Origin of the sequence: Companilactobacillus sp. HBUAS56275 (genome assembly GCF_036913655.1) — a bacterium.
Lineage (GTDB): Bacteria > Bacillota > Bacilli > Lactobacillales > Lactobacillaceae > Companilactobacillus > Companilactobacillus pullicola.
On the sequence record NZ_JAYKKK010000001.1, the window covers coordinates 61,414 to 74,342 of the forward strand.

The window sequence follows — 12,929 nt, forward strand, 5'->3', positions numbered from 1 at the left end:
TTGCTCATGGCTGAAAAGAAATCCAACAGTTTTATCACCGACAAAGTCATTCCACTCGCTGGTAAACTTGCTTCTTCTCGTCATTTGATTGCATTGCGTGATGGTATGACATTAGCTGTTCCTATGATCATCATTGGATCAGTCTTCATGATCATCGCACAATTTCCAATTCAAGCCTATCTAGACTTTATGGCTAGTGTCTTCGGTAAGAATTGGGCAACTGTTTTACAATATCCAACTAACGCATCATTCCATATTATGGGTCTGATTGCTGTTATTGGTATTTCTTATAACTTGGCTAAGAGTTATAAGGTCGATCCAATTTCTGCTTCAATTGTTTCATTAGGTGCTTTTGTACTTACTATTCCATTGAAGACAGATAAAGCTGGCGCATTGTGGATTCCATTGACACAATTTGATTCAGCTGGTTTATTTACAGCTATTATTGTAGGTTTGTTCATTACCGACCTTTATGTATGGATGGTTCACAAGAACTGGACAATTAAGATGCCTGATACAGTTCCACCTGCAGTAAGTAACTCATTTGCTGCTTTGTTCCCAGGTTTCATCGTTTTGGCTCTTGTTTGGGTAATTCGTTTAGGTGTTGAAGCAACTCCTATGCAAAGTATTCCAAATATCATCTCATTCTTCTTGGCAACACCACTAAGTCACTTGAGTAACACATTGCCTGGTGCTCTAGTAGCTGAATTCTTAATTTCCTTCCTATGGATCTTTGGTATTCACGGTGCTAACGTTGTTTCTGGTGTTATGATGCCTATCTGGTTAACAGCTTTGAACCAAAACCACGCAGCCTTCACTGCTGGTAAAGCTCTACCAAACATCGTTACAACATCATTCTTTGATAACTTCGTTCACATGGGTGGTTCTGGTGCCACAATCGGTTTGGCTATGTTGTTAGCCTTCGCCGCAAAGAGTAAAGAACTTAAGACTTTAGGTAAATTGGTTGCTGGACCTGCATTGTTCAACATTAATGAACCTATCCTCTTCGGTCTACCAATTGTTATGAACTACAAGATGTTAGTTCCATTTATTGTTACACCATTAATTAATGTAACAACAACATACATTGGTATGGCTACTAACTTGGTTGCAAGACCAATGGGTGTTTATATTCCTTGGACAACTCCACCAATTCTATCAGGATTTATTGCAACTGGACATATTTCTGGTTCTGTAATGCAAATTATCAATATCATTCTTGATACTTTGATGTACTTCTACTTCTTCAAGTCAATGGATAAAGAAAAATTGGCTGAAGAATTAGATCCAAAGAGCGCTAAAGCTTAATATTAATTTCTTGGAGGTTTCGTTTTGAGAAGACTTGGATTGTCACTATATCCCGAACATTCAACTTTAGAGGAAGATAAAAAATATCTTGATACAGCTAGTAAACTAGGTTATTCCAGAATATTTGCTTCATTGTTAGAGTTGGGTGACGACAAGGATACGACTATCAACCGTTTCAAAGAAACAATTGCTTATGGAAATAAGCTTGGATTTGTCACGATTGTAGATATGAATCCTGGATTATTTAAAGAATTGAATATCAGTTACGAAGATTTATCATTTTTCCATGACCTTGGAGCTTATGGAATCAGATTAGACGAGGGCTTTTCCGGAATGGAAGAGGCTAAAATGACTCGTAATCCTTATGGCTTGAAAATTGAGATCAATATGAGTTCTGGTACTCATTATTTGGATAATATTATTTCATATCATCCAGATACGAACAACTTACTCGGTTGTCACAATTTCTATCCTCAAAGATATACTGGCTTGGGTGAAGATTTCTTCATTAAATGGTCAAACTTCTTTAAAGAACGTAATATTCATTCGGCTGCCTTTGTAAGTTCACACCACGCAACTTTTGGGCCATGGCCGGTGCAAGATGGTTTACCAACTTTGGAAGATGATCGTGATTTACCAATTGCTACTCAAGTTAAGCACTTATTATTAAGTGGTGTAGTTGATGATGTAATTATTGGTAATACTTATGCATCTGATGAAGAATTAGAGGAAGCTTCAAAAGCTTTCTACGCACCATATCCAGTTTTGAAGGTAGACTTTTCTCAAAATGCTACTGAATTAGAAAAAGAAGTTATTTTAAAGTCTACTCACGTTTATCGTGGTGACGCATCAGATTACTTGTTGCGTAGTACGATGACTAGAGTGCATTATCGTGATCGTGATTTTCCTGCTCATGATACTGATGATATTAAACGAGGCGACATCATTATTGTTAACGAGAAATACGGACAATATAAAGGTGAAACTCAAATAGCACTCCGTGATATTAAAAATGATGGACGACGCAACGTCATTGGTCATTTGAATTCAGACGAGGCTTTCCTATTGAAATACATAGAGCCTTGGAGTAGCTTTAAGTTAACTGACTAAGATAAAGAATACTATTCTCAATTGAATAGTATTTTTTTATAGGGAGAAAATTATGAATAAATATTTGCTTGGAGAAAATGAATTCGATAAGTTTTATGACTTATATTTATATTCCTTTAATCGTCAAGATTCTGAACAACGTAGACGAGTATTTAAAGAAAGATACGATCATTCTTTAGTTTATGGAATTATGAACAGAGGGAAATTAGGTAGCGGACTGTTTAGTATTCCTCTCGAAGTTAATTTTCATGGCGTCGATTATAAGATGAATGGAATCGGAGACGTTATGAGTGCTCCTGAATTTGGTGGCCACGGTGGTGCCGGTACATTAATGAATGAGGCACTATTCGACATGTATAAGAATCATGTGACCTTGTCTTATTTAGCACCATTCTCTTTTGGTTATTATCGTCAATTTGGTTTTGAACAAGCCTTTGACCATACTCAAATAGAAATTAAAAATACCGACCTACCAAGAATTAAAAATGCAAGCCACGGTTACGTTGAAAGAATTGCCATCAAGGATATTCCAGATGAATTAAAGAAATTATATCTGGATAATAATAACCAAGGTGGCGTTAATCGTGCAAAGTGGTGGTGGGATCATATGCTTGATAAGCATTCTGATTACCGCGCTGCTTTGGCCTATGACGATGATAATGTCTTGATTGGTTATTTAATCTATTACGATCAAGACCAGACATTTTACATTCATGAATGGATCAACCTCAATCCATTAAGTCGCCAATTGTTAGCAAAATTTGTTATTAAGCATCAGTCAATCTTTTTAAGTTTTGTCTATGAGTCAGCAGATCCTGATTTCAAGGCAGATATTTTAGAGAATCCTTATTCGGCAAACTTAAAAGTGACACCTTATATGATGGCTCGTATCGTTGACTTGGAAGACTTCTTGAAACGTTATCCAATTCAAGTAAATTCATTAGAAAAGATATATTTCAAAGTTAAAGATACATTAGAGTGGAATGACCACACTTGGGCTTTGACTATCAACGACGGCAAAGTGGAATTAAGTAACGCTGACGGTGAGGGGGCTGATCTGGAATTGACCATTCAGACTCTTACTAAAGCTATGTTTGGTTACCGTGATTTGAATTCATTAGCCGATTATGGCTTGGTCAAAGGTGATTTGACTAAGATCAAACATTTGTCAAAAGTCTTTGTTTCTGAAAAGCCACAGTTGATCGACTACTTTTAAATTGGTAAGGACCAAAATATAATAAAATATATAGAATAAAATTCATAAAAAATATGCGATAAATAATGAAAAAATAAAAAAATTATAGTGCTCTTGTCATGGGGTTATAAATTATAGAAGGAAAAATACTATTGGGAGGTTACATTCTTTGACATGGCATGTATGGCAAGTAGCACCGTTCGTCACCAGTATCTTTTTTATACTGGGTGTATTTACGTTGTATCAAGTCCTATATGATTGGCTCAAGTCCATTTTTCATTATAAGAATATCAAAGTAAATGATGATCAGTTGAGGGATGTTTTTGGGATCCTTTACATGCTAATTTTCATTTTTGGTATGCAAGCCACGATTGTAGGAAAATCTATTTCATGGGAATTCATGAACTTTCAAATAATAGGACTGATTTTCTGTGCTTACTTTTTGAATATTAAGATTCCTTATCGTTATTTTATTCCTATCATATTAGTTTATATGATTTTTAATTCTTCTATTGGTTATTGGGAGTCTTGGTGTCATGCATGGACCTTAATAATGAGTTACGAATCGTTTAATCATATTAGAAGAATGTCAGAGGGCAACTATCGTTTTGCGAGATACATGATGGTAGGTGTCACTTATGGCGGTTTAATGTGGTTCTTCGTAATGGTCAAGTTCAACCTGACATTGGCCACATTTTATGAAGAGTGGTTTTACTTAATCATCTTCGAATTTTTACTTTATAGTTACGTGAACATGGTTCGGCGCGACAGTAAAATGAAAATGCATCTACTGGAATTTGCTAACCACGATGCATTGACCAAAGCTGAAAATTATGCGGCTTATACTAATGAGATTCAATATGAATTTGAAGCTTGTCAGCAAAATAAGTTACATTTGTCGATGATGATGTTTGATATCGATCATTTTAAACATGTAAATGATACTTACGGTCACCTTGCAGGAGATAAAGTTTTGCAGCATGTTGCGGATGTTGCACAGACAATTATTGATGCTAATGATCCCAAAGTGAAATTTTATCGAACTGGTGGAGAAGAGTTCAATGTGGTTTTTCCAGGATATGACTTGGAATCAACTAAGGATATCGTGGATGAAATCTTTATGGCTCTCAATCATTTACCGATTGATATCAATGGTAAGAAAATTTATATTTCTATCTCGATGGGAGTGTCGTCACTTTCAGCAAAGGACATTCAACCAAACGATTTATACAGTCGTGTGGATGGTAATCTTTATCATTCTAAGAACAACGGCCGTACGCAAATCACAGCTTTCTAAAAAAATTCGCTATTTCTATGATTGTAATGAAATAACGGATTTTTTTATGCTAGAATTAATTGTCATGAATATAAAAGTTTATGAAAATTAAATAAATTATTAAATGAATTCAAATCCGAGGAGGTTATGCGTCTTTGACATGGTCTGTGTGGCACGTATCACCGTTTATAACAAGTGTTTTCTTTATTTTAGGGATCTTTACGCTATACCAAGTTCTTTATGATGGATTAAAGACGTTGCTACATTCTAAAAATATTAAAATCGATGATGATTCATTAAACTCTATATTTGGAGTTTTTTATATGTTGATTTTTATTTTTAGCATGCAGGCCACCTTAGTGGGCACACCCATATCGTGGCAATTTATGAATTTCCAATTAATAGGATTGATCTTCTGTGCCTATTTCTTGAATATTAAAGTTCCAGCTTATTTTTTCTTCCCAATTATGGTTTTGTACATGCTTTTTAATGGTTCGATTGGTTATTGGGAATCATGGCTTCACGGATTCATTTTGATGATTTTCTATATTTCATTAAATCGATTACGTCGTCGTCAAAAATATAGCCATCCGTTTGTCTGTTACATGTTGATGGGAATTGTTTTTGGAGGGGCATTGTGGATGTGTATGAAGATCAAATTTAATCTTCCAATGTCAACCTTCTTTGAAGAATGGGGTTACTTAGTAATCTTTGAAGCCTTACTGTTTAGTTATGTAGGGATGATTTTGCGTGATAGCCAATTAAAATTGAAGTTGTTACAATTTGCAAATCATGATGCTTTAACAAAAACTGAAAATTATGCAGCTTATAGCGCTGAAATCAATAATCTTTTTGATAGCAGTTCGAAAAATAAGTTAGATCTATCAATGATGATGTTTGACATCGATCATTTTAAACAAGTTAATGATACATATGGTCATTTAGCAGGGGATAAGGTATTGAAACACGTTGCCGACGTTGTTCAGACTGTTATCAATGCGAATGATCCGAATGTAAAGTTGTACCGTACCGGTGGAGAAGAATTCAATGTGATTTTTCCAGGTTATGATTTAGATTCAACAGAGCCAATCGTCAAAGAAATATTTGCGGCTTTGAATCATTTGGATGTTAATATTGATGGACAAGATATTTCAATAACAATATCCGTTGGTGTTTCCATGATTTCTAAAAAAGATACTGAGCCTAATGATTTCTATACACGAGTTGATAGTAATTTGTATCGCTCAAAGAGAAATGGCCGCATGAGAATCACAGTCGCATAGAGAGAGCGGAGCAGGCCTGCGAAGCTCGTTTCCACTATAAAACACAGAACAATGGTTATTAAAAAGGAAAAAGCCCATGTAACAATCAATCTCTTATAAAAGAGATGATTGTTACATGGGCTTTTTTAGTATCTATCTAAGCAGTTTCAACCTTAGAAACTTTTGCTTTAGGCATAACCAAGTTTAAGATAATAGCGGCGATAGCTGCTACAGCAATTGGAGAACCTAATAAATATTGAAGAATTTGAGGTGCGTTCTTAGTTACGTCAGCAGGTAAGAGTACTAAAGCAAGTGTAAGAACAATTGGTAGACCAATGATGTAAAGGTCACGATCGGTTGTTTCGAGACCACGGATAACGTTTAGACCATTAAGCATGATCGTAACTGTGATAATAGCGAACACGCCACCGATAACTGGGGCAGGAATGGCTGCTAAGAAAGCAGATAACTTACTGAAGAATCCTAAAATGGAGAACCAGATTCCGGCAAAAAGGAAAACTCGTTTACTTGCGACACCGGTGATAGAAATCACACCAGCGTTAGTTGAGTAACCTGTAACAGGAGTTGTACCAAGTAAAGCAGCGACTAAACAACTTAAACCTTCACCGATGATACCGTGGTTCCATTGCTTGTCAGTGATTTCATGATTAGTAACGGCACCCATGGCAAACCAAGTACCAGTTGTTTCTGTAGTGATAACGGCATAGATGATAATGAAAGTAATGATAGCTGAAGGTGAGAAGTTAATACCCCAATGGAAAACCGTTCTTTGTGGAAGTCCAAACCAAGCAGCGTCAGCAACAGTTTTCCAGTCGAACATACCCATCAAACTAGAAACTAGTGTACCAACACCTAAAGCTAGAATAATAGAACTTGTTCTGAAGAAACGACGAACCTTAGGGAATTTCAAACTAATACCAACGGAAACAACTAAAGTAAGAGCTGTAATTGAAGCTAAAATAATATTTTTGTCGATACTTCCAGGAGCATTGAAGATGTTGCTGTTTAAAGCTGTGGGAATTAAAGAAAGACCAACGCAGGTGATAATAGTTCCACCGACCATAGCGGGAACTAATTTGTTGATGATTTTTTGGAAAATACCTGTGGCTCCAAGGATAACTAGGATAATCGAACCGATCAGTAAGGCACCAATTAGAGTACCCATACCGTTACCCTTAAGACCACCTGAAGCTAAAACAACACCGGCTGCGGCGCCCAACGGAACAAAGGAAGGTCCTTGTGAAACTGGCATTTTCATAAAGACAAAGGTTTGAAGAATAGTACCAATTCCGGCAGCTAGGAAAGTAGACTGTAGTAAGCCCATTTGATCTCCTAGACCCATTGCCATCATTCCTGCAAGAATGATAGGTGGTACGTAGATATCCATTGCAAGGACGTGTTGAAGTCCTAAAAATCCAGCTTCTCCTAGACCAATTTTATCATCTGGTCCAACTAATAAATTACTTTTATTATTTTCCATTATTTTCCCCCATATTATCGTGAACTAATTTTCCAGATACATAGACTTGTTTGATATTTTCTTTATTGGTGTGATAAATCAATCTTTCGAAAATTTCTTGTGGATGATTAGACGATAGTTCATAGTATTGATCTTGAACAATTTGTAAGTCAGCTTTAAAGCTAGCCTTGATTCGACCAGTTTTGAGATGGAGTGCTAAAGCGCCACCAACAGTTGCTAGATAAAAGACATTGGCAGCTGTGAGACGGGTGTTTTGATTAGTTTCATCTTGTAAAGTTTGAGATGACATAATTGCTTGTTGCATATTACGATAAATACTTGGAGAAAAGCCTCCAGAGATGTCCGTTCCTAAACCAACTTTTACATTTTTGTCATGAGCATCTTTCACTCTCATAACATTATTACCAAAGTAAACGTTGGAAATAGGGCAGTGAGCCAAGGCAGTTTGCTTGTTGCGAAGTAGTTCTAAGTCGCCATCTGTGAGTTGAGTGCCATGAGCTAGAACAGTCTTATCAGTCAAGAGACCGAATTGTTCTAGTACTTGGGCATCGCGTTTGTGGAAACGTTCAATAGCGTATTGATCTTCCCAGATACTTTCACTACAGTGTGTTTGAACAGGAAGATCATATTTAGCAGCTAACTTTCCTAATCCATCAAGTGTCTCGTCAGTGCAGCTGGGTACAAAACGAGGTGTAATGACAGGAGTGATGTCAGCACTATTTGTTTTTTGAAGTTTGAGAACTTCTTCGATAAATCGTTTGGTTTCATCAAGTGCTTCTTTGGAAGAATTGTCTCGATAAAAATCAGGTGTTTGTTCAGGATTATCCATCGCAACTTTACCAATGAAGGCTCTTTGTCCCAATTGAGCACAAATTTTTGCGAGGACTAAATTAGCGTCGGTGTCGACAGAACCAAAGAAAAGTCCCGTTGTTGTACCGTTTGCTAATAACTCAGAAATGAGGTTTCGGTAAACTTTTTCAGCATAAGCTAGGTCCTTGAACTTAGCTTCCAGTGGAAAGGTATACGTATTGAGCCATTCCTGTAGTGGCCGATCCAAAGCCAAACCAGCTTGAGGCCATTGCGGTGCGTGAATATGTAAATCAGTGAATCCCGGCAATAGATAATTACCAGGTGGTAAAATATGAAGAATCTTTTGTTGCTCAGCTCTTTGTTTGACAGATTGATAATCAGAATCTTCAACGGAAATTACACGGTCAATAATGCCTGACTGGTCTACACATATAAGTACTTTTGGTGTAAAATCCGCCTTGTCAAACGTAGCTGAAGAAACAATAGGTCCTTCAAAAACGATTTGATAGGTGATAATCTAACACTTCCTTAAATTTGATGTTCTTAGAATAACATGAATGATTGTGTAAATAAATAGTAAAATGTTCGTATTTTGCTTAAATAAGGAAAAAGACACGTTCTTATATTTTTAAGAACGTGTCTTTTTTGATATAAAAATAATTTTGAAACAGGTTGTAATTGTTAATAGGACGGTGTTTTTATATGTGACAAATAAGCCGTTATAAAAATTATTTTTGTTAAGAAATTATGGAAATTTCTTTATAAAAAAGTTTAGTTTTGATTAAATTGACTGATTGTAATTATTCTTTACAAAAGATTGATTAAAGTTTTGCTTGATTGTATATACAATCCTGATTATACTATTCATGAAAACGTTTACTAAGGAGTGATAAAATGACATATGCAATGATTGGAACTTGGAGAATGGCATATGAAGGATTGGAAAAGGGTATGGAGCTTTTAAAAAATAAAGGAGAAAGTTCAGATGCCGTTGAGACAGCCATAAAAGAAGTTGAAGATTATCCATTCTTTAAATCTGTTGGCTATGGTGGATTGCCTAACGCTAATGGTCTAGTAGAAATGGACTCTGCATTTATGAACGGAGATACTTTTGAAGTCGGTGCTGTAATGGGAATTAGTGATATTAAAAATCCGATTTCAGTAGCAAAAAAGTTAAGTCATGAACATTTTAATAGTGTGATGGTCGGAGAGGGTGCTACCCAATATGCAGCTCAAAATGGATTTGAAAGAAAAAACATGCTAACCGATCGTGCAAAGAAAATATGGGAGAACAGAAAAAAGGAAATAGCTGAAAAAAATCTCTCCCCATATGATGGTCATGATACCGTTGGAATGGTGAGTCTAGATCAAAAAGGTTCTATTTCAGTAGGGACATCAACATCAGGCCTATTTATGAAAAAACCAGGTAGAACTGGAGATTCAGCTTTAGTAGGTGATGGTTTTTATGCTGATAGTGAAATTGGTGGAGCCGCAGCAACTGGATTAGGTGAAGATATTATGAAAGGATGTCTGTGCTATGAAATTGTTCGCTTGATGGGTACAGGACTGAGTCCACAAGATGCTTGTGACCAAGCTGTTTATCCATTTGTACAAAAGCTGAAGAAACGTTATGGCAAGGCAGGCGAATTTTCATTGGTAGCTCTTAACAAGAACGGTGAATGGGGAGTTGCAACTAATGTTGAGTTCACTTTTGCCGTAGGAACTGAGAAGGAAGAACCTAAGATTTATATTGCTCACCCAGAAGATGAGAATGAGACCAAGATCGAACCTATTACTCAAGAGTGGTTAGATGCTTATGAAAAAAGGATCAAAGCTCCAATAAATTAAGAGGAAGTTTTTATGAAGTATTTATACAGTAAGATAGCCGATAAGATAGAAAAAGATATCAAAGATGGTGAATTTGGAATTCATCAAAAATTACCCGCTGAAAATGAATTATCATTTCGCTTCGAAACATCACGTTTAACAATTAGAAAAGCCATTGAGGAATTACAAAGACGTGATTTAGTTGTAAAAGATCGTAACCGTGGAACCTTTGTTATGCCACCGGAAACTAAAAAGATTTCTAGTGGCTTGAATGGTTTGTATAGTTTCAGTGAAGTTGCTCGAAGACAACATATGAAACCAGGAACGGTTGTCCTGAATTTGGAGACAGCACGTAATATCCCTGATTTAGTAAAGAAACAACTTCATCTGCGAGGCGATGAACCAGTGTGGAAGCTAGAAAGATTAAGATTGGGTGATGGAGAACCGTTAACTCATGAGGAAATTTATTTACAAAAACGTTTTGTGCCCAACTTAACAAAGGAGAATGCTGCTACCTCATTATTTGAAATGATTGAGAAAAATATTTCCATTGCATATGCGAGTCAAGAGTTAGAGGCAGTTATTCTTGAGGGACGAATCAGCAAACTTTTACATAATAAGGCTGGTGAACCGACATTTTTAGTTCATACGACATCATATTCGGCTGATGGATATCCAATTCTACATGATGAATCTTACTATCGATCTGATAAATACAGTTTCCATAATATTTTATATCGTCATCATTAGTTAGGAGGTTAAGAAAATGAAAGTGATCATATTTTTGGATCAAATTCAATCTGGTTTGGGAGGTAAAGAAAAAGCTGATACTGAACTAGGTGGTAAAAAGTTAGCAATGGGTGCGGCTGATACGATTGATAAAACCCTGAAGAAGCAGGATTCTTCAATTATGGCAACTTTTTTCTGTGGAACAGAATACTATGAGGCTAACAAAGACATTGTTCAAGGAAAAATCACACGTATGTGTCAAAAAATGCAACCGGATGTAGTTTTAGTTGGACCGACATACGATTATAGTGCTTTTGCTAAGATGGCTTGTGAAGTAGGCTATGCAGTCGAAAGTAATTCTGACATCCCAGTAGTAGCAATGGTTGCTCAAGAAAAGAATGCTGACACCATCGAAAATTATAAGGATAAATTAAACATTGTGAAGATGCCTAAGAAAGGTGGGACCGGATTATCAGACTCAATCGATCACGGAATTGAGCTATGTTCAAAGAAAGTAAAGAAGGAAGATATAACTGAATTTGTAAATGAGTATTGTTTTTAGAAAGGGATGATTTTCATGCAAAAGAAGTTTGAACAAGTATTAATGCCTGTGGCAACAAAATTGGCTAACAATGTTGTATTACGTTCCCTACGTGATGGATTTCTAATTATTACGCCATTGATTATTGTTACTTCAATTTTCTTGCTGATTGGAAACTTTCCAATTCCCGGTTGGGCCGACTTTTGGACAGGAGTTCTCGGTCCACATTGGACAGAATGGTTTAGTGCCGTTTCCGATTCTGTATTTAGCTTTACTGGTCTTTTAGCATGTTTTGGTATTTCTTATGCTTATGGTAAAAACCGTGGTTTGCGTGCAGTTCATGCTAGTGCCGTAGCCATCGTTTCATTTTTAATTATGACACCTACAACAGTTGAAGTAGGTAAGAAAACTGTTGGAGCTGTTCAAACAATTTATTTAGGACCTAATGGTATTTTCTTAGGATTATTTACGGCCTTAGTCAGTGTTGAATTGTTCCGTTTTGCAATTAAACGTAATTGGACAATTAAGATGCCTGACGGTATTCCACCTGCAGTAAGTGAATCATTTGATGCTTTGTTACCTAGTGGTTTTGTAATTTTGGCCTTTTTCTTAGTTAGAATTATTTTTAGTTTGACTGATTTTGGTACTGCTTATAACTTTATTTACACAATGTTACAAGCACCATTAAAGAATGTTGGTAACTCATTACCATCAGTTCTACTTTATAACTTCTTAGCATCATTACTTTGGTGCTTTGGTATTAATGGACCAACTATTACTAATAGTGTCTGGTCACCAATCTTTTTCGTTTTAACACAAGATAACCTTAAAGCTTTCCAAAATGGTACTGATCTACCACATATCTATACACAACAATTTATTGATATTTTCACAACTTATGGTGGTGGCGGTAGTACATTGTCACTATTGATCGTGATGTTGTTTGTCTGCAAATCTAAACGTATTAGAGAATTAGGTAAATTAGCTGTTGTACCGGGAATCTTTGGTATCAATGAACCATTGATTTTCGGATTGCCAGTTGTTTTAAATCCTATTATTGCTATTCCATTTATTATTGTGCCAGTTTTGAATACTTTAATTTCTGGTATTGTCTTTAGCTTGCACTGGGTCCCTTATACCAACGGAGTTATGTTGCCATGGACTACGCCACCATTGATTTCCGGATGGCTCTCGACAGGTAGTTGGACAGGCTCGGTATTGCAACTGTTTGAGTTAGTATTAGGCGTTTTGATCTACTATCCATTTGTCAAGATGCTAGACAAACAATACTTGAATGAAGAGGCCGCTGCCGAAGAAGTAGAAGATGTTGATATCGACTTTAGTAATATTTAAAGACGAGGAGAATAGTA

11 protein-coding genes are annotated in these 12,929 nt (G+C 36.2%); 9 read left to right on the forward strand and 2 right to left on the reverse strand.

Going from position 1 to position 12,929, the window contains the following annotated elements; genetic code table 11:
• Positions 1-6: 6 nt before the first annotated feature.
• The 5 genes from celB to U8526_RS00310 all read left to right on the forward strand — a co-directional run bounded on the left by celB (position 7) and on the right by U8526_RS00310 (position 6,172).
• Complete coding sequence (gene celB, locus U8526_RS00290) at positions 7-1,308, forward strand: PTS cellobiose transporter subunit IIC (RefSeq protein ID WP_334339965.1); 1,302 nt, start codon at positions 7-9, stop codon at positions 1,306-1,308.
• A gap of 24 nt (positions 1,309-1,332) precedes the next feature.
• The gene (locus U8526_RS00295) at positions 1,333-2,418 is read left to right on the forward strand and encodes a DUF871 domain-containing protein (protein WP_334339966.1); all 1,086 of its coding nucleotides are present in this window, start codon (positions 1,333-1,335) and stop codon (positions 2,416-2,418) included.
• 52 nt (positions 2,419-2,470) lie between these two features.
• Positions 2,471-3,634: a GNAT family N-acetyltransferase gene (locus U8526_RS00300; protein ID WP_334339967.1), complete on the forward strand. Its 1,164-nt coding sequence runs from the start codon at positions 2,471-2,473 to the stop codon at positions 3,632-3,634.
• Positions 3,635-3,782: 148 nt separating this feature from the next.
• A complete protein-coding gene (locus U8526_RS00305) occupies positions 3,783-4,910 on the forward strand; it encodes a GGDEF domain-containing protein (protein WP_334339968.1) in 1,128 nt (375 codons plus the stop codon).
• A 302-nt stretch (positions 4,911-5,212) separates the two neighbouring features.
• Positions 5,213-6,172, forward strand: a complete 960-nt coding sequence (locus U8526_RS00310; protein WP_334339969.1) for a GGDEF domain-containing protein — start codon at positions 5,213-5,215, stop codon at positions 6,170-6,172.
• A gap of 136 nt (positions 6,173-6,308) precedes the next feature.
• On the opposite strand, the gene U8526_RS00315 is transcribed toward U8526_RS00310, so the two are convergent.
• Together U8526_RS00315 and guaD are read right to left on the reverse strand one after the other, a co-directional pair.
• Positions 6,309-7,652 carry a uracil-xanthine permease family protein gene (locus U8526_RS00315; RefSeq protein WP_334339970.1) on the reverse strand — a complete coding sequence of 448 codons (1,344 nt, stop codon included), beginning with the start codon at positions 7,650-7,652 and terminating at the stop codon, positions 6,309-6,311.
• Positions 7,642-8,979: a guanine deaminase gene (gene guaD, locus U8526_RS00320; protein WP_334340606.1), complete on the reverse strand. Its 1,338-nt coding sequence runs from the start codon at positions 8,977-8,979 to the stop codon at positions 7,642-7,644. The genes U8526_RS00315 and guaD overlap by 11 nt, the downstream gene beginning before the upstream one ends.
• Before the next feature lie 377 nt (positions 8,980-9,356).
• Between guaD and U8526_RS00325 the strand changes: the two genes are divergently transcribed.
• Genes U8526_RS00325 through U8526_RS00340 form a run of 4 tightly spaced genes read left to right on the forward strand, consistent with a single transcriptional unit; the run spans position 9,357 to position 12,912 of the window.
• The gene (locus U8526_RS00325) at positions 9,357-10,310 is read left to right on the forward strand and encodes a N(4)-(beta-N-acetylglucosaminyl)-L-asparaginase (protein ID WP_334339971.1); all 954 of its coding nucleotides are present in this window, start codon (positions 9,357-9,359) and stop codon (positions 10,308-10,310) included.
• A 12-nt stretch (positions 10,311-10,322) separates the two neighbouring features.
• The gene (locus U8526_RS00330) at positions 10,323-11,039 is read left to right on the forward strand and encodes a GntR family transcriptional regulator, LSA1692 subfamily (RefSeq protein WP_334339972.1); all 717 of its coding nucleotides are present in this window, start codon (positions 10,323-10,325) and stop codon (positions 11,037-11,039) included.
• Between the two features lie 16 nt (positions 11,040-11,055).
• Positions 11,056-11,580 (forward strand): GrdB-related putative oxidoreductase, encoded by a 525-nt coding sequence (locus U8526_RS00335; protein WP_334339973.1) that lies wholly within the window; start codon positions 11,056-11,058, stop codon positions 11,578-11,580.
• Positions 11,581-11,595: 15 nt separating this feature from the next.
• Complete coding sequence (locus U8526_RS00340) at positions 11,596-12,912, forward strand: PTS sugar transporter subunit IIC (protein WP_334339974.1); 1,317 nt, start codon at positions 11,596-11,598, stop codon at positions 12,910-12,912.
• Positions 12,913-12,929 lie beyond the last annotated feature (17 nt).

Coding starts and splice junctions, on each gene's coding strand:
- U8526_RS00325 (WP_334339971.1), top strand. CDS start 9,357: ATGACATATGCAATGATTGGAACTTGGAGAATGGCATATGAAGGATTG.
- U8526_RS00315 (WP_334339970.1), bottom strand. CDS start 7,652: ATGGAAAATAATAAAAGTAATTTATTAGTTGGACCAGATGATAAAATT.
- celB (WP_334339965.1), top strand. CDS start 7: ATGGCTGAAAAGAAATCCAACAGTTTTATCACCGACAAAGTCATTCCA.
- U8526_RS00330 (WP_334339972.1), top strand. CDS start 10,323: ATGAAGTATTTATACAGTAAGATAGCCGATAAGATAGAAAAAGATATC.
- U8526_RS00335 (WP_334339973.1), top strand. CDS start 11,056: ATGAAAGTGATCATATTTTTGGATCAAATTCAATCTGGTTTGGGAGGT.
- U8526_RS00310 (WP_334339969.1), top strand. CDS start 5,213: ATGTTGATTTTTATTTTTAGCATGCAGGCCACCTTAGTGGGCACACCC.
- U8526_RS00340 (WP_334339974.1), top strand. CDS start 11,596: ATGCAAAAGAAGTTTGAACAAGTATTAATGCCTGTGGCAACAAAATTG.
- U8526_RS00300 (WP_334339967.1), top strand. CDS start 2,471: ATGAATAAATATTTGCTTGGAGAAAATGAATTCGATAAGTTTTATGAC.